The 25,221-nt window shown below is 74.0% G+C and carries 20 protein-coding genes; 6 read left to right on the top strand and 14 right to left on the bottom strand.

Going from position 1 to position 25,221, the window contains the following annotated elements; genetic code table 11:
* The gene (locus ACFTWP_RS03180; RefSeq protein WP_380262068.1) at window positions 1-498 is read left to right on the top strand and encodes an acyl-CoA thioesterase; all 498 of its coding nucleotides are present in this window, start codon (window positions 1-3) and stop codon (window positions 496-498) included.
* Window positions 499-501: 3 nt separating this feature from the next.
* A complete protein-coding gene (locus tag ACFTWP_RS03185; protein WP_380262070.1) occupies window positions 502-1,038 on the top strand; it encodes a flavin reductase family protein in 537 nt (178 codons plus the stop codon).
* 13 nt (window positions 1,039-1,051) lie between these two features.
* Here the strand turns inward: ACFTWP_RS03185 and ACFTWP_RS03190 are convergent, their stop codons facing one another.
* Window positions 1,052-2,425 (bottom strand): cytochrome P450, encoded by a 1,374-nt coding sequence (locus tag ACFTWP_RS03190; RefSeq protein ID WP_380262072.1) that lies wholly within the window; start codon window positions 2,423-2,425, stop codon window positions 1,052-1,054.
* Entirely contained in the window at window positions 2,422-3,402 is a 981-nt protein-coding gene (locus ACFTWP_RS03195; protein WP_380262074.1) for a DUF1702 family protein, read from the bottom strand. The genes ACFTWP_RS03190 and ACFTWP_RS03195 overlap by 4 nt, the downstream gene beginning before the upstream one ends.
* A 254-nt stretch (window positions 3,403-3,656) precedes the next feature.
* On the opposite strand from ACFTWP_RS03195, the gene ACFTWP_RS03200 reads away from it, so the two are divergent.
* On the top strand, window positions 3,657-4,631 hold the full coding sequence (locus tag ACFTWP_RS03200) for a hypothetical protein (RefSeq protein ID WP_380262076.1): 975 nt from the start codon (window positions 3,657-3,659) through the stop codon (window positions 4,629-4,631).
* Between the two features lie 40 nt (window positions 4,632-4,671).
* Here the strand turns inward: ACFTWP_RS03200 and ACFTWP_RS03205 are convergent, their stop codons facing one another.
* Window positions 4,672-5,313: a TetR/AcrR family transcriptional regulator gene (locus ACFTWP_RS03205; protein WP_380262078.1), complete on the bottom strand. Its 642-nt coding sequence runs from the start codon at window positions 5,311-5,313 to the stop codon at window positions 4,672-4,674.
* A 77-nt stretch (window positions 5,314-5,390) separates the two neighbouring features.
* On the opposite strand from ACFTWP_RS03205, the gene ACFTWP_RS03210 reads away from it, so the two are divergent.
* Window positions 5,391-6,755: a carotenoid oxygenase family protein gene (locus ACFTWP_RS03210; RefSeq protein WP_380262080.1), complete on the top strand. Its 1,365-nt coding sequence runs from the start codon at window positions 5,391-5,393 to the stop codon at window positions 6,753-6,755.
* A gap of 146 nt (window positions 6,756-6,901) precedes the next feature.
* The gene (locus tag ACFTWP_RS03215) at window positions 6,902-7,669 is read left to right on the top strand and encodes a helix-turn-helix transcriptional regulator (RefSeq protein WP_380262156.1); all 768 of its coding nucleotides are present in this window, start codon (window positions 6,902-6,904) and stop codon (window positions 7,667-7,669) included.
* Between the two features lie 64 nt (window positions 7,670-7,733).
* On the opposite strand, the gene ACFTWP_RS03220 is transcribed toward ACFTWP_RS03215, so the two are convergent.
* From ACFTWP_RS03220 to ACFTWP_RS03255, 8 genes are all read right to left on the bottom strand, one after another.
* The gene (locus ACFTWP_RS03220) at window positions 7,734-9,032 is read right to left on the bottom strand and encodes an ABC1 kinase family protein (RefSeq protein ID WP_380262082.1); all 1,299 of its coding nucleotides are present in this window, start codon (window positions 9,030-9,032) and stop codon (window positions 7,734-7,736) included.
* Between the two features lie 271 nt (window positions 9,033-9,303).
* Window positions 9,304-10,014, bottom strand: a complete 711-nt coding sequence (locus tag ACFTWP_RS03225) for a maleylpyruvate isomerase family mycothiol-dependent enzyme (protein WP_380262084.1) — start codon at window positions 10,012-10,014, stop codon at window positions 9,304-9,306.
* Window positions 10,011-11,054, bottom strand: coding sequence for an NAD-dependent epimerase/dehydratase family protein (locus ACFTWP_RS03230; RefSeq protein ID WP_380262086.1), 1,044 nt, complete (start codon window positions 11,052-11,054; stop codon window positions 10,011-10,013). The genes ACFTWP_RS03225 and ACFTWP_RS03230 overlap by 4 nt, the downstream gene beginning before the upstream one ends.
* 296 nt (window positions 11,055-11,350) lie before the next feature.
* Entirely contained in the window at window positions 11,351-11,815 is a 465-nt protein-coding gene (locus ACFTWP_RS03235; RefSeq protein ID WP_380262088.1) for an SRPBCC family protein, read from the bottom strand.
* Window positions 11,812-12,300 carry an RNA polymerase sigma factor gene (locus tag ACFTWP_RS03240; protein WP_380262090.1) on the bottom strand — a complete coding sequence of 163 codons (489 nt, stop codon included), beginning with the start codon at window positions 12,298-12,300 and terminating at the stop codon, window positions 11,812-11,814. Before ACFTWP_RS03240 ends, ACFTWP_RS03235 begins: the two co-directional genes overlap by 4 nt.
* Before the next feature lie 41 nt (window positions 12,301-12,341).
* On the bottom strand, window positions 12,342-13,241 hold the full coding sequence (locus tag ACFTWP_RS03245; protein ID WP_380262092.1) for an alpha/beta fold hydrolase: 900 nt from the start codon (window positions 13,239-13,241) through the stop codon (window positions 12,342-12,344).
* 781 nt (window positions 13,242-14,022) lie between these two features.
* On the bottom strand, window positions 14,023-14,241 hold the full coding sequence (locus tag ACFTWP_RS03250) for a DUF5988 family protein (RefSeq protein ID WP_380262094.1): 219 nt from the start codon (window positions 14,239-14,241) through the stop codon (window positions 14,023-14,025).
* Between the two features lie 162 nt (window positions 14,242-14,403).
* On the bottom strand, window positions 14,404-17,286 hold the full coding sequence (locus tag ACFTWP_RS03255) for an AAA family ATPase (RefSeq protein ID WP_380262096.1): 2,883 nt from the start codon (window positions 17,284-17,286) through the stop codon (window positions 14,404-14,406).
* A gap of 638 nt (window positions 17,287-17,924) precedes the next feature.
* Here ACFTWP_RS03255 and ACFTWP_RS03260 point away from each other — a divergent pair.
* Window positions 17,925-21,263, top strand: coding sequence for a BTAD domain-containing putative transcriptional regulator (locus tag ACFTWP_RS03260; RefSeq protein ID WP_380262098.1), 3,339 nt, complete (start codon window positions 17,925-17,927; stop codon window positions 21,261-21,263).
* A gap of 242 nt (window positions 21,264-21,505) precedes the next feature.
* Here the strand turns inward: ACFTWP_RS03260 and ACFTWP_RS03265 are convergent, their stop codons facing one another.
* From ACFTWP_RS03265 to ACFTWP_RS03275, 3 genes are all read right to left on the bottom strand, one after another.
* Window positions 21,506-23,077, bottom strand: coding sequence for an MFS transporter (locus ACFTWP_RS03265; protein ID WP_380262100.1), 1,572 nt, complete (start codon window positions 23,075-23,077; stop codon window positions 21,506-21,508).
* Between the two features lie 268 nt (window positions 23,078-23,345).
* Window positions 23,346-24,410, bottom strand: coding sequence for an alpha/beta fold hydrolase (locus tag ACFTWP_RS03270; RefSeq protein ID WP_380262102.1), 1,065 nt, complete (start codon window positions 24,408-24,410; stop codon window positions 23,346-23,348).
* Between the two features lies 1 nt (window position 24,411).
* Window positions 24,412-25,164, bottom strand: a complete 753-nt coding sequence (locus tag ACFTWP_RS03275) for a 2-oxo acid dehydrogenase subunit E2 (RefSeq protein WP_380262104.1) — start codon at window positions 25,162-25,164, stop codon at window positions 24,412-24,414.
* Window positions 25,165-25,221 lie beyond the last annotated feature (57 nt).

A 25,221-nucleotide genomic window follows, 5' to 3' on the forward strand; every position in this document is an offset into this window, starting at 1 on the left:
ATGCAGCCGTTCTACGAGTACCGCCACCTCGTCGGGTTCGAGGAGACCAACCTGGTCGGCAATGTGTACTACGTCAACTACCTGCGCTGGCAGGGTCGTTGCCGGGAGATGTTCCTGCGCGAGCTGGCCCCGGAGGTGCTGGCGGACATCCGCGAGGACCTGAAGCTCTTCACCCTCAAGGTGGACTGCGAGTTCTTCGCGGAGATCACCGCCTTCGACGAGCTGTCGATCCGGATGCGGCTGCAGGACCTCACCCAGACCCAGATCGGCTTCGGCTTCGACTACGTCCGGCTGACCGAGACCGGCGGCGAGGAGCTGGTGGCCCGGGGTCAGCAGCGGGTCGCGTGCATGCGCGGGCCGAACAACGACACCCGGCCGACCAGGGTGCCGGAGGAGCTGCGCAAGGCCCTGGAGCCGTTCGCGGTCTCCTCCGGGGCCGCCGGGCGGCCCACCGCACCGGCCGCGCCCGTGCCGGTGCCCGTCCCGAGCGAGGCGTAGCCGATGACCTCCACGGACAGACTGCCCGTCGGCCGGCCCGGCCACGACCTCCCGACCCACGACCGCGGCGAACTGCGCGGCGTCCTGGGGCGGTTCGCCACCGGGGTCACCGTGCTCACGGCCGGCCGGACGGCCCCCAGGGGCATGACAGCGAACTCCTTCACCTCGGTCTCGCTCGACCCGGCGGTGATCCTGGTGTGCGTGCTGCGGACGGCGGCCGTGCACGAGACGATCCTGGCCGAGCAGGCCTTCGCCGTCTCGGTCCTCTCCGGCGGCCAGGAGAAGGCGGCCCGGCACTTCGCGGACCACCACCGGCCGCGCGGCACGGAGGAGTTCGAGGCCGTCGACACCGTGCCGGGCCGGTTCACCGGGGCTCCCGTCCTGGTGGGCGCACAGGCCTGGCTGGAGTGCGAGCTGACCGCCGAGTACGACGGCGGCGACCACTCGATCTTCCTCGGGTCGGTGCTGGACATCGGCCGCGGTGCGGCCGACGACCCGCTGCTCTACTTCGCCGGCGGCTTCCACCGGCTGGACGACTGACCGCACGCCCCGTTCAGTCGACCGGGTGGACGGTCATCGGCAGTCCGCCCTGGACCCGCAGGGTCAGCATCGGCTCCGGCCGCACCACGTGGCCCGGGGCCTTCGCCAGCTTGAGCTCCCGGACCACCGCGGCGACCACCACGGTGGCCTCCAGCAGACCCAGGCTGCTGCCCACGCAGTACCGCGGGCCGGCACCGAACGGGATGTAGCTGTAGCGGTGCCGCCCGGACGCCCGGCCCGGGGCGAAGCGCTCCGGGTCGAAGCGGTCCGGCGCCTCCCAGAACTCCGGGTGGCGGTGCAGCGTGTACGGGCAGATCAGCACCTCGGCGCCGGCCGGCACGTGGAAGCCGCCGATCTCGTCCTCCTGCAGCGCCTTGCGGGGCAGGATCCAGACCGGCGGGTGCAGCCGCATCACCTCCTCGATCACCATCGAGGTGTAGGTCAGCCGGTGCAGGTCCTCGGTGGTCGGCTGGCGGTCCCCGAGCACCTCCACCACCTCGGCGTGCACCTTCTCCCACACCAGCGGGTGCTGGTCGAGCAGGGTGAAGGTCCAGCTCAGCGTGGAGGCGGTGGTCTCGTGCCCGGCGAGCAGCAGGGTGACCAGCTCGTCGCGCATCCGCTGGCGCCGCACCGTCTCGTCCGGCTCGGCGGCGGTCGCCTCGACCAGGCGGGAGAGCACGTCGTCGCCGTGCTCGGTGGGGTGGGCGACGCGCTCGGCGGCCAGCGCCGCGGTGATCCGCTCCAGGTCGGCCCGGGCCCGGCGGAACCGGCGCTGTTGGGGCAGCGGCAGCCAGGACGGGACGGCGCTGAGCGACATCATCTCGAAGATCGCCTGGTCCTGGACGACCTCGAAGGACTCCCCGATGGACTCGTAGGCGCCCAGGTCCGCGTCGAGCAGGGTGCGGCCGAGGATGCCCAGGGTGAGCCCGGTCATCTCCTCCCGGATGTCCACCGGTCCGCCGCCGGCGTGCGCGCGCAGCCGGGCGACCAGCTTGGCCGCCTCCTCCGCGATCACGCCGGTCTGCCGGTTGATCCGGCGCGGCTGGAAGACCGGCTGGATGACCTTGCGCTGGGCGCGCCACAGATCGCCCTCGCTGGTCAGCAGCCCGTCGCCGAGGGCCCGGCGGGCGTGCACCAGGCCGATGCCCTTGTGGTAGTTGGCGGCGTTGTCGGCCAGCACCCGCTTGGCGTGGTCGGGGTGGTTGAAGAAGAACAGCGTCTTGGGGCCGAGCGGCAGGCGCACGGCGTCGCCGTAGCGCAGCGCCGCCGAGGTCATCACGGAGAGCCGGTCGCGCGCCATCTTGGCCAGCAGTCCGGGCGCCCGGCTCGCGGGCGGGCCGGGCGGCAGCCGCCGGGTCCGGGTGCGCGCCGCGTCGGGGGCGCTCATGCGACCACGTCGCCGGGTGCGACCAGCTGCTCGGCGATCCGCCGGCGCCAGACCTCGTAGGCCGGCACCGCGCCGTCCACCACCGGGTCGGGGCGCGCCTCGTCGCACAGGACGGCCGCCTGCTGCGGCGTCAGGTCGCAGAAGAACTTGGCGGCGAGCTCGGTGTGCGGGATGACCAGGTCGGCCTCCACCCGCGCGGTGGCGGCGAACGCGGAGGCCTGGGCGACCTGGGGCCGGTACTTCCCGGCCCGCCGCAGGAACACCTGCAGCTCGGCCTCGTCGCCGCCGCCGGCGTAGGTGGCGGCGAGCCCGGACCCGCTGTAGAGGTCCTCCCGGCGGGATTCGGGGAAGCGGTCGATCAGGTCGGCCACCACGTCGGGGGCGGAACCGCCGATGAACCACATCGCGCGGCCGATGCCCTGGTCCACCACCCGGTGCGCGTACCCGGCCGGCCCGTCCGCCGGCCAGGGGAAGCGGGGCTCCTCGTACTGCTCGTGGACGTACTTGCGGGTCTTGAAGTACGCCTGGTGGAAGCCGTAGCCGTCGAGCACCAGCCACCGCAGCAGCCGGTCCGAGGGGCTGACGGCCGCCCAGCGGAACCGCGGCAGCCGGGCCATCGCCCAGCCGACGCCGACGTACACCATGTAGCTGTGGTTGCGACCGCGGCCGGCGAGCAGGTCCGCCACCTTGCGGCCGTTTCCGAGGGCGAAACCGTCCAGCATGGCGGCGGCCATTCCGGCGCCCTCGTACGCGAATCCGCGGAACTGCTCGGGAATCTCCTCCATCCGCAGTTCGGCCTCGTCGATGGTTCGTGCCTCCATCACATGCGCGTAGCCGGTGAGAAAGGTCGAACCGACGGTTTCCAGGAGATCCCGGGAAGCCGCGTTCTTCTCGTGGAAACCGCGTACGGAAAGCTGGGTTTCCGAGTGATCAGGGGTCAGAATCCGGCGCCTGAGAGCGCGCCAAGAAACCGTCATGGGTCCCTCCGGAGATCGGGGCTGCTATTGGGCGCAGCTGTCCAACCGAAATCCTTGCCGCTGGCCCGATCGGCCGCCTACTTCGAGCGTGCCCACCCGGTTGAGCGGCGGCGGAGCGGTCAATTCGGACGGCGCGACCGGACTGCTTCTTCCAACGTGCCCAAACAAGGGCACGTCCGAAGAAGCCGCGGCCGCGGCGGCCCCCCCAGACTCAAGCCGTCCCGCACCGCCCCCCTCCCGAGGAGAACCCCCACGTGAGTGATCTCAAGCGTGCGCCGGCAGCAGTAACCGGGCCTCCCGGTGCGACGCTCGCCGCCGGCGGCCTGCCACGCCGGCGCGGACTGCTGGTCCTGATCAGCGTCGCTTTCGCCCTGTTCCTCTCCTACGCCTGGTCCTCGAAGCTCGTGGACACCGAGATCGGCGTCAACACGGCCAACGCCCTGCTCGGCCACGACGCCCACACGACGCCGATCGCCGGCATCGCGGCCGGGGTGCTGTTCGCGTTCGTCTCCGGCCTGGCGGGGTCCTTCACCGCCTGCAACATCGCGGTGTTCGGCGCGGTGGGTCCGATGGTGGGCCAGAGCGGCACGCGCCGCGAGAAGCTGCTGCACACCGCCCGGCCGCTGGGCTGGCTGGCGGCCGGGATGATCCCGGTCTCGGCGGCGTACGGCGCGCTGGTCGGATTCGCCGGCACCCGGATGCCGCAGTTCTCGACGGCCTCGGCCCCGGCGGGCACGATCTCGGCGCGCAGCGCCCAGTCGATGATCGCCTTCGGGCTGATCGGGCTGGCCATGATCGTGCTCGGACTGGCCGCGGCGGGTGTGGTGCCCGACCCGCTGGGTCCGCTGTCCCGACGTCGTCCGAACGCGCGGATGGTGGTGCTGGGGGTGCTGGTCGGCGGGTTCCTGATCGGGCGCCCGTACCCGCTGTTCCGGGACCTCTTCCGGCACGCGGCCGCCACGCACAACCCGCTGTACGGGGCCGCTGCGTTCGTCCTGCAGTCCGTCGGCAACATCCTGGTGATGTCGGTGCTGGTGATCGCGCTGACCTACGGGCTGGGCGGGCGGCTGCAGCGCTGGCTGTCCGCGTCACCCGGCCGGGTGGCGGCGGTGACGGCGGTGGCCTTCCTGGTGGCCGGCGTCTTCACGCTGGTCTACTGGGACGTGCGGATCCTGGGCCGCCTGGGCTACATCTGGTTCCCCACCGCGCCCTGGAACGCGGCGCACTGAGCAGGCCGCACAGGTGACGGCGGGCCCGCGCGCGAGGCGCTCAGGTCCGCCGTTCGCGTGCCCGCCGCAGGGCGGCGAGGGTGGCCTCGGGGTCGGCGCCGGCGCCCATCAGGAGGCCGGCGACCTGGGCCTCGAAGCAGGTGTCCGGGTCGTTCGGCGGGATCAGGTAGCCGCCGAGTTCCAGGGTGACCAGGCCGTGCAGCGAGATCCACAGCTGGTGCGCGACGGCCTGCGGGTCGCCGGGGCGCAGCCTGCCGTCCGCCATGCAGCGGGCGACGGCCCGGATCAGGGTCTCCAGGGTGTACCGGCCGTGCTGGCGGTCCTCGTCGGCGAGCGAGAAGCTGCCGAGCACGGAGCTGCCGAACATCACGGTGTAGAGGTTGCGGTGCTCCAGGGCGTTGCGGCGGTACGCCCAGCCGAGCACCGCGACGTCGGCGATCGGGTCCTCGCTCTCGCGGACCTCGGTGAGGCTGCGGTTGAGGTAGCTGAAGCCCTCCCGCACCATCGCCCGGACCAGGTCGCCCTTGCCGCCGAAGTGCGTGTAGACGGCCATCGTCGAGGTGCCCACCTCTGCCGCGAGCCGCCGGGTCGACAGCGCCTTGGGGCCCTCCTCGGCGAGCAACCGGGCAGCGGTCTCGACGAGTTGGGGTCCAAGCGTGGGGTCGATCCGGCGTGGGCTCACTCTTGACATCCTCTCATGACGGGGCGAACCTTCATACAACAGCGTTATATAACGTCGATATGCAAGGGGGACGTCCGATGCCCGCCCAGCACACCCACACCACCTCACACCTCCTGAGCAGCGGGTACCGCCCCGTCGCGGAGGAGAGCACCCACACCGACCTCGCCGTCCACGGCCGGCTCCCGGCCGAGCTCGACGGCACCCTGCTGCGGATCGGCGCCAACCCGCTCGGCGCCCACGACCCCGCGCTCGACCACGCCTTCGCCGGCGACGGCATGGTGCACGGCCTGCGGCTGCGCGGCGGTCGCGCCGAGTGGTACCGCAACCGCCTGCTGCGCAGCGACCGGGTGGCCCGCGCGCTCGGCGAACTCCCCACCCCCGGGCCCCGCCGCGGGCTCTGCGACACCACCAACGCGGGCCTGGTCCGGCACGCCGGGCGCACCCTCGCCCTCGGGGACGGCGGCGCGCTCCCGCTCCAGCTCGGCCCCGAACTCGAAACGCTGGCCAGGATCGACTTCGACGGCACCCTCCCGGCCGGCTTCGCCGCCCACCCGGTCTGCGACCCGCTCACCGGGGAGCTCCACGCCATCGCCTACGACCACACCAGGCCGCACCTCACCCACCTCACCGTCGACGCGCTCGGCCTGGTCCGGCGGGCCGAACCGATCACCGTCAAGGGCACCCCGATGGTGCACGCCTTCTCGCTCACCGACCGGCACGCCATCGTCTACGACCTGCCGGTCACCTTCGACCCGCGGGCGGCCGCCGCCGGCTCCCGGGTGCCCTACACCTGGGACGACAACCACGGCGCCCGGCTCGGCCTGCTGCCGCGCGACGGCTCCGACGCCGACGTGCTGTGGCTGGAGATCGACCCCTGCTTCGTCTTCCACCCGGTCAACGCCTACGAGCGGGGCGACACCACGGTCATCGACGTGATCCGCCACGAGCGGGCCTTCGACCGCGACCCGCTGCACCCCACCGAGTCCGACCCCACCCTGTGGCGGTGGACCGTGGACCGCCGCCACGGCACCGTGCTGGAGACGCAACTCGACGACCGTGTACAGGAGTTCCCCCGGATCGACGAGCGCTTCGCCGGATCGCCGCACCGCTACGCCTTCACCGTGGGCCTGCGGCCGGGCGAGGGCGGCGCGCTGGCCGGCCCGACCCTGCTGCGGCACGATCTGGCCACCGGCGGAACGGACACCCACGAGTGGGGCCCCGGCCGCGAGGGCGGCGAGGCCGTCTTCGTACCGCGCACCGCCCACGCGCCCGAGGGCGACGGCTGGTTGCTCAGCCTCGTCCACGACAGCCGCACCGACCGCGGGGAGCTGGTGGTCCTCGACACGGCCGACTTCACCGGTCCGCCGATCGCGGTCGTCCCGCTGCCGGTCCGGGTCCCGCACGGATTCCACGCCCAATGGGTGGCGACCGCCCACGGCTGATCAGTCCGTAGACCAATAGGCACCATTGCGTCCACCGACCCCCCTCGCTAGGCTCAATCCGCCAATACAGCAGCACAAATAGGGCATCCACCCCAGGGGAATGGAGAGCTTCCTTGCATGACGCTGTCGAGCGAGCCGTCGCGACCATGTGGGAACGGTTCGACGAACCATTGACACTGACCGATATAGCGGATACGGCGATATTGAGCAAGTTCTACTTCTCGCGGGTATTCCGGACCCTGACCGGGACATCGCCCAGCCGCTTCCTCGCAGCCGTCCGCCTCTGTATGGCCAAGAAGCTCCTGCTGGAGACGTCGGTGAGCGTCACCGACATCTCCATCATGGTGGGATACAACAGTTTAGGTACCTTCACCAGCCGTTTCACCCGCAGTGTCGGAGTCCCGCCCGCGCGCTTCCGACTGATGTCCCAACTGGGCATGAGCGCCGCCCCGATCGCGCTGCGCCCCGGAAACCCGACCGCCCACCGGGGATCCGTCCAGGGCGAGATCTACGTCCCCGAATCGGACCACCCGATCCGCATCTACGTGGCCGCCTTCAAGGAATCGATTCCCGAGGGCCAGCCCAAGTCCTGCGACATCCTCGACGGCTCCGGCCGCTACCGTCTCGTCGGCCTGCCGGACGGCCAGTGGTCCATCCGGGTCGCCGTGGTGTCGAGACGGCCCGTCGAGCCCAGACCGTGGGTCCGCCAGCCCCTGTTCATCGGGGCCACCCAGAAGCCGGTGGTGATCTGCGCCGGCGCCTGCGTCGAGGCCGACATCATGACCCGCCCGCCGTGCAGCCTGGACATCCCCATCCTGCTGTCACTGCCCGAACTCGACGGCTGGCAGCCCCTGGAGGCGTCCGTGCCGAACAGGTCCCCCGGGGTGGCCGCCGCCGTCGTGCCCGGGGCCTGAGCCGCCGGGCACCGCCGGCCCCGACGGGCGGGGTGGTCGGCCGGAACCATCCCGCCGGGCCGGATCAGCCCTCCGGCTGCTCCTCCGGCATCCCGACGGCCTGCATCAGGACCGGCACCGCCTCCCCCTGGAAGTCCACGCCGGGATCGAAGCTGTGGATCATCCCCTCCAGGACCAGCAGCGACAGCAGCGGGAAGGCGAACTCCGCGGCTGCGAAGATCCCGAACCGGCGCTGCAGCTTGAACAGCTTCGGCGCGAAGGCGGCCAGGTTGAAGTCCGCGGCGACCACCGCCGAGGCGTCCCCGACCAGTTGCTCGACCGCCGTCCGGAAGGCCTCCAGATCGCAGTCCTCCGGCACCCGCGCCGCGCTCTCGATCACGATCTCGGCGCAGCGCCGGCCCCGGCCGAGCGCCATGCTGAGGAAGAACTCGCCGAAGTGCCGGCGCACCTGCTCGGGCAGTCGCACCACGAAGCCGGCGTCCAGCAGGACGACGTCCCCCGAGCCGTCCAGCCGCAGGTTTCCCGGGTGCAGGTCGCAGTGGACCAGACCGTCCAGGAAGAGCATCTGGTACACCGTGCGCAGCACCCGCTGCATGGCGTCACGACGCTCCTGCGGGCTGTACGGCTCGGGGCGGAAGTCCCGCAGGTCGTCCAGGAACTCCATCACCAGCACCTGCTCGCTGCCGAGGCCCTCCACCGGTGCGGGCAGCCGGACCCCCTTCACCCCCGCCAGGTTGGCGCGCAGCTGCGTCAGCGAGGCACGCTCCGCGGCGAGGTCGGCCTGCGCCAGGACGGCGGCCCCCACCTGGCCGAGCATCTCCTCGGCGGGCAGCCGGCGCATCCCCGGCAGCTTGCCGGCCAGCCGGGCCATCGCCGCGGCCAGCCGGAAGTCCCCGCTGATGACCGGCACGATGCCGGGGCGGCGGATCTTCACCGCGACCACCGAGCCGTCGGCGAGCACCGCGCGGTGCACCGTCGCGATGCTCCCGCTGCCCACCGGCTCCCACTCGAAGGACTGGAACGGCCACTGCCCGACCGGGCCGAACTCCTCGGTCAGCACGGCCTCCAGCTCCGCCCGGGAGGGCGCCGGCACCGTGTCGGTGAGCCGGCCGAGCTCGCCGCACCACCGCTCCGGCAGCAGATCGCGCCGGGTGCTCAGCAGCTGGCCCACCTTGACGTAGAACGGGCCGAGCTCGGTGAGCATGGTGGGCGCGGCGACGGCCAACCGCGCGGACACCGTTCCCTCCTCGCCCCGGCTGAACACCGCTCCACCCACTGCCCGGCCGGCGTGTCGCAGTGCGACCGAGCCGATCCGGATCGCCCTCCGGCCGAGGCCGGCCCTGCCGGCGTCCGCGTCACTCATGAGGCCCTCCATCGTCAACTGTGCGCGTCCCCGGTCCGATTCGGATCGGCCCTACAGATGATCAGCACCCGCGGGCCGCGGGTCTTCTCCCAACGTGCCCGGTCCGGGCCGTGCGGCCGGTGCGGCCCGGAGCCGCCCGCGCCGGTGTCCGCGCACGCCGCGGCCGGGCCCCGGCCCTGGTCGGGGCGGGGCCCGGTCGCGGCGGCGTCAGGTCGGGGGGTCGGGTCGGGGCGGGGTCCCGGTCGGGGGTGCGCGGCGGGGGCGGCCGGCCTCAGCTCCCGTCCGCCATGGGCTCGAAGGGCTCCTCCGGCGGCTGGAACGGGGGCCAGGTGAAGGCCGGCAGCCACTTGTCGGGCGGCTCGCTCCAGTCCAGTCGGGCGATCTGCCGCAGGGTGCGCCGCCCGGTGAGCGAGCGGAAGAGGTCGTGCCGGTGCCCGCGGACGGTGACGACCGGATCCCCCCGACCGACCAGCCAGGAGGCGCCCGGGGTTTCGAGGAGCAGCGCCGGCAGCCCCTGATCGATCACGGTGAGGCCCATGCCCAGCGTGACCAGGTCCATCGACCCGGGCAGCGCGGGGGGCTCGGCCGGCACCGGCTCGCCGAGGGCGCGCCGCAGGTCCAGCTCGTGGGTCAGGATGTCCATCGTCATCTTGTACCCGAGCAGCCCCTCGAACCGGTCCGGCAACTGTGCGGACAACCCGGGCCAGCGGCCGAGGAGTTCGGCGAGGTCGGCCTCGTTGTCCGGATCCGGCCGCTCCAGCGGCAGTCTCGGCACTCCGTTCACCACCCCCTTGCAGACGTCCAGGAGGTGCGCGAGCACGTCCCGCACGGTCCATCCGGGGCAGGCGGCGACGGGGACGCCGGACAGCTCCGGGCGGCCTGCCAGCAGCCCGGTGATGCTCTCCCTGGTGCGCTCGTACCCTTGCCGTTCCGTCAGTCGCTCCCAGCGCTCCGGCGCCGCCGCGTCGTCGTCCGTGATCATCCTCGTCCTCCCCCTCCGCGGGGCGCGCCCGGTGGCGGCCCGGCCTGGCGACCGGCCTGACGGCCCGTCACGTGACGCTGCTCGTACAGCCACCGGACGGTGTCCGCCATCGTCTCGGCCACCGGCCGGGGCGCGATGCCCAGCGGAGCGTCCCCCTCGGCGGGCACCGCCACCGCGCAGGTGTACACCGCGCCGTACTCGGCCGGGATGTGCCAGGGCCAGACGTGCTGGACCGCGCCCGTCAGCCGGCCGAACGGCAACATCGCCCGGGCCGGCAGGTACAGCGCCGGCAGGGTGCGTCCGGTGGCCTCCCGGACCGCCCGGACGTACGCGCGGGTGGTCAGGAAGTGCTGGGGGCCGAAGTGGCGGCCGGGCCCGTCGGCCGGGCCGGTGAGCAGCGCCGCGTGCAGCGCCGCGGTGTCCCGGACGTCCCCCACCGGCAGGCCGCCGCCGGGCCACAGCGGCATCAGCCCGCGCAGTTCGTTGCGCAGACGGGAGTTCTGGTCCCCCAGGTGGGGATCGTGCGGACCCAGCAGGGCCGGCGGGTAGGTGATCACCACCGGGGCGCCCGCCGCCTGGTGGTCGCGCGCCACCCGCTCGGCGGCGGCCTTGGTGGCGAGGTACACCTCGCGGGGCTCGCCGACCGGCGAGTCCGTGCGGATCACCGGCCCCTCGGCCGGGAACAGCGCGCCGACGCTCGACACGTGGACCACCCGCCGGGCACCGGCGGCCGCCGCGGCGGACAGCACCAGCGCCGTGCCGCGAACGTTGGTCCGCCGCATCTCGTCGGCGCGCCGGCTGTCGAAGGAGTAGACCGAGGCCGCGTGCAGCACCGCCTCGGCGCCGTCCACCGCCTTGGCCACCGCGTCCGGGTCGGTCACGTCGCCGACCAGCACCTCCACCGCCGCGGGATCGATCCCGAGGGGGCGCAGCGCCCGGCCCACGCCGGCCTCGTCCCGGACCAGCAGGCGGACCTGCTGCCCCGACCGCAGGAGGGCCGCCACCGAGTGGGCGCCGACGAACCCGGTACCACCCGTCACGCACACCAGCATTTCGGTCGTCCTTTCGCTAGGTCGCCGCGCCGGACCGGGCCCTGCCCGGCCGCACCCGACGTACGGCCGGGCAGCCCCGTCCGGGCCCGGGATCCCGCCCCGCCGGCGCCGCGGGGCCGACCGGCACCGCGACCACCGGCGGCGGCGCCCGCCCTGGGCGGGGCCGGTGCCCGCAGCAATCCTGCGCGCAGCGCGACCGCGTTGGCTTCTCGCAACGTGCCTCGCCGCGGCCGCGCGGTGACCGGGCCGCCCCACTCCCCCGGCCGACCCGGCCCCGCCCCGCCTCAGCCGCGCAGGGCCGGATGCTCCGCGAGACGCCGCACCGCCCGGTCCCCCAGGCCGCCGAGCACCGGGCGCAGCAGGCGGGCGCCGGGCACCCGGAAGCCGCCGAGCGAGCCGAACCTGGTGCCGTCCCCCTCCGGCGTCGCGGCCATCGCCCCGACCACGAAGCGGCTGCGCATCAGGCACCAGCCCTCGCGCAGGACGACCTCGAACTCGGCCCGCTGCCCCAGGGTGCCCACCGCGCGGGCCCGCAGGCGCTCGCCCTCGGCCGCCGTCACGGTGAAGGACCTCACCGTGGAGAGCAGGACGGGGAGTTCGCGCTCCAGGTCGGAGGCCACCGCCCAGACCCGGTCGAACGGGACGGGCAGCACGATCTCGCGGTGGTACAGGGCGCCCGGTGTGGTCGCGGCCAGCACGCGCAGCCGTCGGATCGGGTCGAGTTCGGCCTCCGGCCAGTCCCGGCTCATGATTCCCACACCTTCCGGAAGCTCTGCCGGGCCCGGTGGAGCCGCGACCGTACCGTGCCGGGCGGTACGGCGAGCAACGAGCTCGCGGTCGCCTCGTCCACGCCTTCGACGTCCCGCAGGACGAGCACCGCCCGGTGCTCGGCGCTCAGCCGCGCCAGCACGTCCCGGATGTCGGTGGCCAGGTGCTGGTCGGCGCCGGCGGCGGGCACCTCCGACGGCTCGCCCGACACCCGCTTCGCCCGGACCGCGACCCGCACCGCCTCCCGGACCGCGATCGTCCTGACCCAGCCGTACAGGGCCTTGTGGTCGCGGAGTTGGCCGATGCTGCGGAGCACCACGATCAGCGTCTCCTGGGCCGCGTCCGGGCCGTCCTGCAGCGCGATCGGGCCGCAGATCCGGCCGACGTACGGGGCCAGCAGGTCCATCAGGTCGCCGAGCGCGATCGGATCGCCGCGCTGGGCGGCCCGGATCAACGCCGGCTCCACGTGCGGGAGTTCAGCCGGGGCGGGTACCGGCTCGGCCGCGCTCACGGCCGGCCGAAGTGCTCGCGGGCGGCGGCGGCGACCACCCCGGGGGCCTGCTCGGGCAACAGGTGCCCGCCCGGGACCACCCGGACGGTGAGCGCCTCGGTGAACTCCTGCGCACCGGTGAGCGGTTCCGGCCGGACCACCGGATCCCGGTCGCCCAGGAGCAGCAGGGTCGGCACCGTCAGGCGCCGGTCGCGGTACCGGCCCCGGGCGAGTGCGGGGATGTCGTGGAGCACGAACTGCCAGAGCAGTTGCTCGCCCGCCCGGGCGCGCCGCGAAGGGCGATGGGCCTGCACGAACTCCTCCAGCGCGCTCTCGTCCACCCGAGCGGACCGGCCCGCCCAGTACCGCAGCAGGGACCGGGTGACCGCGGGGCAGTGCCGCAACACCCGCCGCCCCACCCCGGGATACTCCCAGAGGGCGGTGTACCAGTACCGCCAGGCGTACAGCGGCAGGCCGAAGCGTCGGCGCGGCCAGGGGTGCGAGCTGTTCACCGCGAGGAAGGCGCTGAACCGGTCGGGCGCCGCCAGGCAGAGCCGGAACCCCAGCCAGCCGCCCGACTGGTGCCCGACCAGTCGCACCCGGTCCAGCCCGAGGGCGTCCAGCAGGGCGAGCACGTCCTCGATCAGGGCCGTCCCTTGGTAGCCGTCGCGCGGGGCGTCGGACCAGCCGCAGCCCCGCAGGTCGACGGCGAACACCCGGTGGTCCCGGGCGAGTTCGGGAATCACCGCGCGCCAGGCGTACCAGTGCTGGGGAAAGCCGTGCAGCAGCAGGACGGGCTCCCCCGCACCGGCCTCCGCGACGTGGAACCGCACGCCCCGCACGGTGACGAAACGGTGGGTGACGCCCTCGACGGCCGGGAGGGGACGGTCGGACGTGGCGGGGCTCTCGGTGGTCACGGCGGCTCCTTCGGTGCGGCGGGCCCGGTACGGGGTGATCGCTGTCAGAAGGAAGAGGGGCACGACCCCCCGATCCACTCCTGTGACCCGCGTCACTCCGCCCCGGAGTCACCCCGGGGGCTCGGCCGGCCCACCCGCGCGGATCGCGGCCTGCCGGCCGGACGACGCCATCCGGCCGAAAAGCGCCGTCCGGGTGCGGACTTGGGGGATCGCCGCGCCGATTCGGCGAGAGTCGCTCCCGTGTCGACGGGTGCCGGCGCAGGTGTCGGTGGCGGCCGGCATCCGCACTCCGCGCCGGATCGTCTCCCGGGCGCGGGCGGCGGCCTGTCCTGGGTGGGTGCGACGCTCGGGGGGCCGACGGGTGGGCACCCCGGGTCGACTTCGCACGGTGCGGCGGCGCCCCCGTGGATCACCGGGTCGGGAGCCACCACGATCGCGTCGAGCGGCTCGGTCCTGCGGTCGGACCCCGGCGGCGGACGGCACGGGATCGGCGGGGCCGGCCCGGCCCGGATTGCTCGGAGCCGCCAACTCCGTTGATGTGCAGAGGATTCGACGCTCGCGGGCGGCCGTCCGGGGCACGTCCCCTCCCGGTCCGCCGCGCCCCCGCTCGTTCACCGGCCGTTCCTGCGCCGGCCGTTCCTGCGCCGGCCGTTCCCGCGCGGGCCTTTCCCTCACCCGCCGTTCGAGCAACGGCTTTTCGAGCAAAGGCCTTTCGAGCAGGCGCCGTTGCTGCGCCGGCGCGGCCGAGCGGGGGGTGCCCCACTCGGCGGCGCGGGCGGGGCTACTCAGCCACGTAGGTGCGGTGACTCCAGGCGAAGACCACCAAGGGGCGGCCGTCCACCGTCTGCTCCTCCGGAGTGGGCCAGAAGTGCTCGTAGTGACTGCCCATCGGGAGCTTGAGGACCTGGCTGACGTCTCCCACCGTGGTCAGTCGCTCGTTCTCGGGTCGCTCGGACATCGGGCCGCCACACAGGATCACGTTGGCCTGACTGGAATTCATGACCGGACCACTCCCTCCCGCCCCGGCGGCAGACCGGCAACCGGCGGGGCGCGTTGTCTGGTTTCGTCGTCCGGCCACCGTGCCCCTACCGGCGAAAGTCCCGCTAAAGCCGCGCTTGACGACCCGCCGCCGGACCGGAAGCACCGGTGTCGGCCCCGGTCGTCACCGTGGCCCGGCGGCGGACCCCGCTCCCTCCGCGCAGGAGGTGGCGACCTCCTCCGACAGCAGGTCGAGCGGCAGGTCCGCACGGCGGTTGACGCGCAGCTTGCGGTAGGCACGGGTCAGGTGCTGCTCCACCGTGCTGACGGTGATGTACAGCTTGAGGGCGATCTCCCGGTTGGTGTGCCCGTCCGCCGCCAGGGCCGCAACCCGCCGCTCGGCGTGGCTGAGTTCGGTGGCCGGCGCGGCCTGCTCGACCCGCTGCGGCAGCACCCTGGGCTGCTGGGGCACCGCGTCGGCGGGCGGCTCCGCCGCGAGGTCCGCCGGCAGCGGCACGTCGCACTGCTCGGCGAGCCGTCGGGCCCGCCAGTCCTGGAGCCGGGCGGCCGTCTCGTCGCCGAGTCTGCGGTGCGTACGGCCCAGTTCGGCCACGGCGAGCATCTTCTCGTACTGGTCACCGCTGCCCGAGAGGTGCTCGACGGCCTCGTTCAGCGGGCGCAGCCGCTGGGCGGGGTCCGACAGGGTGAGCGCCAGCAGCCGCAGGGTGCGCCCGCGGGTCGCGCTGTCGCGGGTGCCGAGCCGGGAGAGCTGGTCGTGGAGCAGTTCGGAGGCCTCCTGGACCCGGCCCAGCCGCAGGTAGGCACCGGCGACCTCGGCGCGCCAGGCCACCAGCGCGGGGAGGTCGATCCCCCACTTCTGCATGAGCTCACCGCAGGTGTTCAGGTCGCCGAGCGCCGCGTGCACCCGGTTGGTGGCCAGGTAGTAGCGGCCCCGGGCGTGCAGGTAGAGCAGGCCGCAGGGGGTGCCGAACATCGCCTCCGGCACGGGCATGGTCAGGTAGGAGGCGGCGTCCTCGGTGCGGCCGGCGGGCACCGCGGCCAGCAGCGCGGCGGCGATCGGCACGCCCACCGCGACGCCCCAGGCCCGCACGGGCACCACCGTCAGGGCCGTACGGGCGGCCTTCTCCGCCTCGGAGTGCTGCCCGCGCCGTACGTGGATGAGGGCCTGGACGGCGGCGAGCAGGGCCTGCCAGGTGGGGGCGCGCCGGCCGGCGATGTCGGTGCTCAGGAGGCGGCACCAGTAGGCGGCCCGGTCGATGCGGTTGGCGAAGACGAGCGACATCAGGGCGGTGACCACGGCGGTGAGGGTGGTGTCGTCGAGCCGGCTGCACTGCAGCACTTCCTCGGCGGTGCCGACGGCCTCGTCGGCGGCGGCCTCGTCGGAGCCGGTGGTCAGGACGGTGGCGAGGGCGGCGGCCGCGCGGGCCTGCGGGTGGCGGGCTCCGGCTGCGTCGAGCGGTTCGATGTGCAGGGCCACCGGCCTGAGCTGGTCGGACATCTCCGGGAAGGACTGCGAGGCTAAGAGGGCTATCCCGAGCAAGTCCTGATGGGGCGACAGGGAGGCGTGGGCGTGCCGGCGGTGGTCCTTGATGCTGTGGAACACCTCGGCGGCCTGGTCGAGCCGGCCGTGCCAGAGCAGTTGTCCGATCAGGCCGACGCGGTCACGGCAGTTGAGCCGCTGCTCGCGGGCGGCCGAGACGAGTTCGGGCAGGTGGCGGGCGGCGGCCAGCGGGTTGATCCGCCACTCGGCGCGCAGCAGGCTGGAGCGGATCCGGCCCTGGCGGACCGGGTCGGCGCACAGCGACAGTGCCATCCGGAGACAGCTGACGGCGAGGGTCACGTCGTCCAACTGCAGCGCCTCGGCGGCGGCCTGGCACAGGGTGTCGAGCTGCCAGTCGGCCTCCACGCCGCCACCGGCGACGAGATGTCTCCCGATGGTGCCGGCCGGAGCGCCGAGCGCGTGCAGGGCCTCGGCGGCGCGCGCGTGAAGTGCGGCACGCTCCTCGGACGGCATGCCCTGGAGGACGGCGGCGCGCACGCCCTCGTGGCGGAAGGCGCCGTCCTCCAGCAGGCCCACGGCGGCCAGGCCGCTGAGCACGTCGGCCACGGCGTCGGCGCTGAGTTCGAGCATCTCCGCCAGCACGGGCGCGGTGGCGTGCTCGCCGAGGGCGGCCAGCGCCTTGGCGGCCTGGCGGGTGGGCGTGTCGCAGCGGAAGAGGCAGGTGGCGACGGCCCGCCCGAAGGCGTCGCCGGGCACCAGCTTGTCGGGCGAGTAGCCGGCGAAGAACTGGTAGTCCTCGGCCAGGGCCCGGACCAGCAGCGGGTTGCCGCCGCTGATGCGGTGGCAGTCGGGTGCCAGCTTGCGGGCGGCCGCGCTGTCGAGCTGGCCGGCCAGGAGTTCGCCCACGCCGCGCCGCGAGAGCGGGGCCAGGCGCACCCGCACCGAGCTGAGGTGGTGCAGGAACTCGGTCTGGAAGACCGGCCGGTGGAACTGGAGCCGGTTGGACATGGTGAAGACCAGCAGGATCCGGGTGGTGCTCAGGCGGCGGGCCAGGTAGAGCAGGAAGCGCAGCGAGGCCGGGTCCGCGTAGTGGACGTCGTCGATGCCGATGACCACCGGTCCGCGCTCCGCGAGGGCGAACAGCACCTTGCACAGCCCGTGGAGGGCGGCCGGCGGCACCGCCGGGCCGGCTCCGATCTCCTCCGGGTCGGGTTCGAGCTGGTGCCCCTCGTGTTCGTAGAGGGTGGCCGCGAGCGTGCCGTCCAGCACCCATTGGACCTGTGCGACGCCCTCGGTCGGCACGTCGATGCTGTGCAGGAGCTGGTTCACCAGGCCCATCGGCAGGTCCCGTTCCGCACGCGAACCGGTCGCGCCGAGGAAGGTGGCGCCGACTCCCACCGCGCGTTCGGCCAGTGCCTGGAGCAGTGCCGTCTTGCCGCTGGCGACCGGACCGGTCACCTCCGCCACTGCACCCGTGCCCTTGACGCATCTCTCAAGGAGTCGTGTGAGCACGGAAATTTCGTTGTCTCTCTCCACCAACCACATCAAGTGCCGTCCCCCGGTAGCATTGGTGACTGAGTGTATCCATGGTGATCTACAGCGCAACCGATCTCCGCCGGCGTCGGCGCGGCCGAGATTCGCGACGCCGTCCGCGCAGACTCCTCCGGTGACAGCCCGACTCGCCTCTGGTGTGACCGTGGTGCTCAAAACCGAATGATGGCCGTGTGACCGATGCGGCGGCTAGGACGGGTTCCAGCCACACCCGCGGATTCCGCAGGGTGGAAGCGCGTGCGGAACAAGGGTTCTCACCTGGCATCGGGCCCGGTCCGGGCCCGCGCCGACCCGCGCGGCCGGTGGCGGATTCATCGCACAGCGGTGGGCCACTGGTGGCGGCCCCCGATCTCCGGCCGTCCCTCGGCCCCCACCCGCCGCCCCACTCGGCAGTGTCCGGACGCGATTGTGCCACGGCGCATCCGCCTGTGCACTGACTGCGCATTAAGAGCTCGTTAACCGACAGCGAGGGCGCCTGCACGGCCCTGTCACCTGCTGTTCCGGTACGGGCCCGCGGCCGCCCCGCCCGCTGCGCGGGGAGCGCCGGCGCGTCCGCCGGCGGCGCGGCGCGCGCCGGCCGGTGGGTGAACTCCCACCCGGAACTGGCACAATGGCGCGTGGAGGTTGGTCACGTGCGTATCGGCATCCTGGGCCCGCTGGAAATGCGGGACGGTGCGGCCCGGCCCGTAGAGGTGAGCGGGCAGCGGCTTCGGACCCTGCTGATCCGGTTGGCGATCGACGGGGGGCGCACGGTCACGTCCGAACGCCTGATCGAGGACCTCTGGGAGTCCTCACCGCCCGCCGCCCCCGGCAACGCCCTGCACACCCTGGTGTCCCGACTGCGCGGCGCCGGCGGACGGGACCTCGTGGCGGCCGTCGCCGGCGGCTACCGGCTCACCGTGCCGCCGGGCGAGATCGACGCCGTCGAGTTCGAGCGCCTGGTGGCCTCGGCCCGCGGGCTGCAGGACGCCGGGGAGCGGGCGGCGGTGCTGCGCCGGGCCCTCGGCCTGTGGCGCGGCCCGGCCCTCGCCGAGGTCGCCGACGCCGCGTTCGCGAGCGCCACCGCCAACCGCCTGGAGGAGCTGCGCCTGACGGCCACCGAGGGCCGGGTCGAGGCCGATCTGCTGCTCGGCGAGGGCAGCCACCTGGTCGCCGAGCTGGAGGGGCTCACCACCGCGTACCCGCTCCGGGAGCGGCTGCGCGGCCAGTTGATGCGGGCCCTGTTCGCGGCCGGCCGGCAGGCCACCGCCCTGGACGTGTACGAGGACACCCGGCGCGAGTTGGCCGAACGGCTCGGCGTGGACCCCTCCCCCGAGCTGGCGGCGCTCCACCTGGCCATCCTGCGCGGCGAGCTGGTGTCCGAACCGGCGCCGCGCCCCGGACCGCCCGTGGACCGGGCACCGGCGCAGTCCCCGGCGCGGACGGGCGCGCGGGACCCGGTGGAGGACGCCGGGGCCGCGCTCCGGTCGCCCCGGCGCACCAACCTGCCGACCGCGCTGACCAGTTTCGTGGGCCGCGAGGAGGAGTGCGCGACCGTCGAACGGCTGCTGCGCACCGCCCGCCTGGTGACCCTCACCGGGCCGGGCGGCGCCGGCAAGACCCGGCTGGCCGCCGAGGTCACCGCCGGGCTGGTGGAGGAGAGCCCGGACGGCGTCTGGCTGGTGCCGCTGGCGCCCGTCAGCTCGCCCGCCGACGTCCCGCAGGCCGTGCTGGTCGCGGTGGGCGTGCCCGACGTGATGCGGGTGGGCGAGCCGGGGGGCGGCGTCGGGTCGTCCGTCGAGCGGCTGCTCGACGCCCTGGAGAACCGGCGGCTGGTCCTCGTCCTGGACAACTGCGAGCACCTGCTGGACGCCGTGGCCCGGCTCGCCGCGCAGCTCCTGGCGCGGGCCCCGCAGGTCCGCATCCTGGCCACCAGCCGCGAACCGCTGGGGATCACCGGCGAGACGCTCTGCCCGGTGCCCTCGCTGCCGCTGCCCCTGCCGGGCGAGGACCCCCGGGAGGCCCTGGAGCACGCCGCCGTACGGCTGTTCGCCGACCGGGCGGCGGCGGTCCGGCCGGGCTTCCGGGTGGACGCGGCCACCGCGCCCCTGGTGGTCGGCATCTGCCGGGCGCTGGACGGCATCCCGCTGGCGATCGAGCTGGCGGCCGCCCGGATGCGTTCGCTGACCCTGCGCCAGATCTCCGCCCGGCTCGGCAACCGGTTCCGGCTGCTCAGCGGCGGGGACCGGGCCGCGCTCCCCCGCCACCAGACGCTGCGGGCGGTCGTCGACTGGAGCTGGGAGCTGCTGGACGACGCCGAGCGCGGCGTGCTGCGGCGGCTCTCGGTGTTCGCCGGCGGCGCCACGCCCGAGAACGCCGAGCAGGTGTGCGCGCCGGGCGGTACCGGGGCCCCCGCGCCCGGCGGCGGCCCCGGCCCGGTGGTCGACGGCGTCGACGTGGTCGACGTGATCGCCTCGCTGATCGACAAGTCGCTGGTGATGGCCTCGGGCGACGGCCGGGGCGAGGACGGCGACGGCGAGGTCCGCTACCACCTGCTGGAGACCGTCCGGGCGTACGCCACCGAACGGCTGGAGGAGTCCGGCGAGGCGGCGAGCACCCGGTCCGCCCACGCCGCCTGCTTCCTGGCCCTGGCGGAGCGCGCCGAGCCGGAGCTGCGCCGCCAGGACCAGCTGCACTGGGCGATGCGGCTGAGCGCCGAGCGGGACAACTACCACGCGGCGCTCGGCCACGTCATCGAGACCGGGGACGCGGCCACCGCCCTGCGGCTGCTGGGCGCGCTCGTCTGGTTCTGGATCATCTGCGACTACGCCACCGAGGCCGGCAGTTGGGCGCTCGCGGTGCGCGAGCTCGTCGGCGACACACCGCCGCCCGGCCTCGCGGACGCCTACGCGATGTGCACCTACATCGCCGTCCTGGTGGCCACTCTGAGCGGCGATCCCGAGCCGGATCCGGAGACCATACGGCAGGCGGTGGCGGCGGCCCTGGAGCGGGTCCCCGAGCGACCGCGGCATCCGGCGCTGTTCCTGGTCAGGCCGAGTTCCGCCCTGCTGCTGGGGGACCTGCCCGAGGCCCGGCAGGGGCTGCTGGAGATCATCGGGCACCCCGATCCCTGGGTGCAGGCGACGGCGCACGTGGGCCTCGGCCACGTGGCCCTGACCGAGGGCCGGCTGGACGAGGCGGCCCGGGAACTGGGCCAGGGGTACGGCCAGTTCAAGCACCTGGGTGAGCGCTGGGGCCGGAACGCGGCGATCGGCGGACTGCTGGAGCTGGCGCTGATCCGGGGCGACGGCACCGAGGCCGTCCGGCTCGGCGAGGAGGCCTACGACTCCGCCACCGCCGAGGCGGGCCTGGAGCAGTGCGCCCTCGTCCTCATCCAGCTGGGCCGGGCCCGCGCCGAGGCGGGCGACCTGGCACGGGCCAGGGAGGACATCGAGCGGGGCGTGAGCACCGCCGAGCGGCTCGGCGAGCACGGGAACGCCGCCGCCGGCCTGCTGGCACTCAGCGACCTCGCCCGGCGCACGGGCGACCTGCCCGGCGCACGCGAGCCGCTGCTGCGCGCCCTGGAGGTGCTCGGGCCGCGGGCCGAACGGGCGGACCAGCTCCGCATGGTCGCCCTCACCTTCAGCCGGCTGGGGTGCCTCGCCGAGCAGGAGGACGACCTGGCCGCCGCGGCCGAGTGGCACGCCAAGGCGATGGCCACCGTGCACGACCGGCGGGTCTCCGACAACGGCACCCTGGCGGCCGCCACGGAGGGTCTCGCCGCGCTCGCCGCCGCCCGCGGCGAGAACGAGCGGGCCGCCGAACTCCTCGGCACGGCGCACACCCTGCACGGCTACCGGGCGGCCCGCAGCCTCGAAGTGGGGCGGGTGACCGTCACGGCCGCGAGCGCCCTCGGCACGGAGGCCTTCGAGGCCGCCTACGAGCGCGGTCGCCGGGCCACCGTGGAGCACGCGCTCGCCCTGATGCCCTGAACCCGCCGCGGACGCACCGGACCCGCGCGGCCGGCCGGCCGTGCGGGGGTCGCGCCGGTGGCGGCCCGGGGGGAGCGGGCCGCCACCTGTGCGGGGGTTCTCCCACCCCGGGGCCCCCGCTGCCCGGCCGGGCCTGCGGGGGAGATCCTGCCCCGGGGCGGCGCCGGGGGTCCACCGGGGATCCGGTGAGCGCCGCACCCGAGGCAGGGGTTCGCGGGGTCCCTGGATGGTCTCCTGGGACCTCAGACGCCCACCTGCGCCGTCTCGTTGGAGTCGGCGGCGGCGGTCTTGTCCGCCTCCGCGTCCTTCCCCTTGACCAGCGAGGGCAGGAAGATCGCGGCGAGGACGGCCGCGACCAGCGAGACGACACCGGAGACGGTGAGCACCGAGCTCATGCCGTGCACGAAGGCGCTGTGGGCCGAAGCCAGCAGCCCCGGGTCCTGCAGCTCCTCGGCGACGGCGTTGGCAGCCGCCACCGAGTCCTTGGCGGCCGCGGCGGCGGGCTCGGGCAGCCCGTCCACCGAGATGCGGCTCAGGTACCCGGCGCTGAGCAGGCTGCCCAGTCCGGCGACCCCGAGGACGCCGCCGACCTGCTGGAGGGTCTCCAGCACGCTGGTGCCGGCGCCGGTGTTCTCCTTCGGCAGCGAGGCCATCACGATGCTGGTGGACGGGACGATGGCGAGGCCGAAGCCCACACCGATGATCGACAGCCACAGCGCGGTGTACCCGTAGCCGCTGCCGGTGCCGGTGGCCGCTCCGAGGAAGACGCCGGTGGCGAGGACGACCAGACCGATCGGGACGACCACCCGGGCGCCGATCTTCGGCACCAGGCTCTCGCTCAGGCCGGCGGACACCATCAGACCGCCGATCAGCGGCAGCACGCGCAGGCCGGTGCCGAAGGAGTCGAAGCCCTGGACGGCCTCCAGGTACTGCGGCACCACGAACAGGATGCCCATGATGGCGAAGTTGCCGAAGACGGCGGTCAGCGTGCCCCAGGCGAAGCGGCGGTCGGAGAACAGGTGGAGGTCCACCAGCGGGCTGGCGGCGCGGCGCTGGTGCAGGACGAACACCACGACCAGGGCGGCGCCGGCGATCAGCGTGCCCAGCACGACCGGGTCGCCCCAGCCCTCGGTCGGCACCATGATCGTGCCGTAGACGAGGGCGGTGATGCCGACCGAGCTCAGCACGGTGCCCAGGCCGTCGAAGGGCTCGGGACGGACGTTGCCGCGCTCGGCGCGGGTGGTGTCCCGCGGCAGCAGGAACCAGCTCGCGGCCAGCGCCAGGACGACCACCGGGATGTTGAACAGGAAGACCGAGCCCCACCAGAAGTGGTTGAGCAGCCAGCCGCCGATGACCGGCCCGGCGGGCATGCCGATGGCGGCGGCCGCGGTCCAGGTGGCGACGGCCTTGGAGAGCTCCTCCTTGGCGAAGATCTTGGGCAGCAGGGCCATCGAGATCGGCATGATCATCGCGGCCCCGAAGCCGAGCGCCGCACGCACCGCGATCACGGCGTTCGAGGTGTCGACAAAGGCACCGGCGAGCGAGGAGACGCCGAACAGCACGATGCCCGCGAGCAGCAGCTTCTTGTGGCCGTAGCGGTCGCCGAGCCTGCCGACGGGGAGCATGGCCACACTGAAGGTGAGCAGGTAGCCGCCGCCGATCCACTGCAGCTGGCTGCTGCTGGCGCTCAGGTCCTGGGCGAGGGTCGGCAGGGCGACATTGATGATCGTGCCGTCGAGGCCGATGACCAGGACGCTCAGTACCAGGGCGCCCAGCGCCCACCAGCGGCGGGGCGAGGGTGCGGGGGTTGTCACGACGACCTCCAGGGTTGTGGGTACGTGTGCTTCGGCAGGGACGGGGAACCGGGGGGATCCCCGTCCCTGGCTACCGGTGTCCGACCGCTCCAGGATCCAGGGCGGGCCTGGTACCGGGCTGGCACCGGGCTGACAGCGCCGTACGGGCGCTGGCATCCGGCTGGTGCAGGGGTCGTGTCCGGTGCAAGAGGGGGCGCGGCGCGGGCCGCGGGCGGCGTACGCCCGCGGCCCGGATGCGCCCGTGGGCGGCCGGTCCGGGCCGTCCGGCCTATCCGGCCTTCCGGGAACCGCCCCGGGCGCGGGCCAGCCGGTACATCAGGCCGATCACCCGGCTGCGCAGGTTGCGCACCCCGAGCATGTCCAGCAGCTGTACGGCCATCCACAGCTTGTTCTCCTCGACGTGGGCCGGGGAGCCGTGCACGTCGTCGTGCTCCAGCAGCCGCAGGTCCCGCACGTGGCGGACCAGCGTCGCCGGGTCCGACTGCGGGATGACCTCGTCCCGCCGGCTGGCGACGTACGCGACCGGGATGTCCAGTGCCGCCAGCCCGGCGACCGGCAGCGCCCGCCCGGCCTCGACGGTGTCGCTGCCGGTGAGGTGCGCGAGGGTGTCGACGGTGACCCTGGGCAGCTCCCGCTGCCAGTCCGGGTCCGTGAAGAAGTCGTGCACCGGCGCACCGACGGTGATGATGCCGCGGATCCGCTCGTCCTCCATGGCGCAGCGCAGCGCGAGGTGGCCGCTGAAGCTCATGGCCAGCGCGATGGTCCGCGTGACGTCGGCGCGGTCGGCCAGCGCGTCGAGGACGGCGGACAGGAAGCGCCAGCCGTCCGCGTCGTAGGGGGCCTCGTTCTCCCCGACGCCGGGCAGCTCGGTGCAGACGACCGCCACGCCCATCCGCGCGAAGACGGGCAGGGCGGGCGCCCACTGCTCCTTCAGGGTCAGGTGCCCGCCCATGATGACCAGCAGCGGGCGGCGGTCGGTGGTGGACAGCGCGGTCGTCCAGCAGCCGATCTGCTTGCCGTCCAGGTCCACGTCGAGCCGGTGGATGCCCTTGCCCGTACGCCACTGCTCGAAGCTGCCGAGGGACTTCTCGTACGCGTCCTGGCGCGCCGCGCCGTCCACGTACGGGAAGCGGGCCATCAGGTAGCGGCGGCTCGCGTCCAGGTGCCGCCCCTGTGCCTGGAGCCGGTCGCCCTCGGCGGCCCACTCGCCGACCCAGGAGCCGGGACCGGACCCGTCGTGCGTGATCCGCTCCAGCAGCCGGTCGCCGTCGGTGATGTCCAGCCCCTTGGCGTGAACGCCGCTGTACTGCTTGAGTTCCTCGACGTTGTTCACGTCATCCCTCCTCGCTCGTGAAGTTCTCCAGGGCGTGCTTGAGGTCGGCCAGCACGTCGGCGGCCTCGGCGCCGTCGATCACCCGGTGGTCGAAGGTCAGCGACAGGCGCATCACCGGGGCGACGGCCAGCTCGGCGTCGCGCACGACCGGCCGCTCGGCGACCCGGCCGACCCCGAGCGTGATGGTGGTGCCGCCGACCGAGTAGAAGTCGTCGACCGGCCGGTGGCCGAGCGAGGTGACCGCGAAGGTCCCGAGCACCGCGGCGCGACGGGCCAGCGGGCGGACGCCGAGCCGGAACAGCAGCCCGCCCAGCGGCCACGGCAGCTTCTGCAGCAGCCGGGTGCCGGCGAACTCCGGCATCACCTCGGGGTCGCCGTCCCGGAAGTGGTCGATCTGCCGCTGGATCCCGGCCAGGTCGGTGCGCTCCAGGTCGGGGAGCACGGTGGAGAGCACCACGCGCTGCCCGTTGACGGTCCGGTCCATGGTGAACTTGCCGTTCACCGCGGTGTGGTGGGCGATCCGCGGCCGGCCCGCGCCGCGGAGGGCCGCGTTGGCCTCGGGGTGGGCGGCGAGCACGCGCGCGGCCGCGTGCAGCACGTAGGCGACGTAGGAGTGCTTGTGCACGGTGTCGCGGTGCCGCACCACGGCGCTCATGTCGATGTCGGTCCCGAGGAAGACCGGCGAGATGGAGCGGATCTCCCGAAGGAAGTGAAGGGTGGGCCTGCGTTCCCTGGCGATGGCGGTGATCTTCATCCGACCACCATGGGCGGCCCTGCCAAAGGAGGCCTTGGCGCAGCCTAAACCCCCAAG

It is taken from the genome of Kitasatospora sp. NPDC057015, from assembly GCF_042673745.1.
In the GTDB taxonomy this organism is placed as follows: Bacteria; Actinomycetota; Actinomycetes; order Streptomycetales; family Streptomycetaceae; genus Kitasatospora.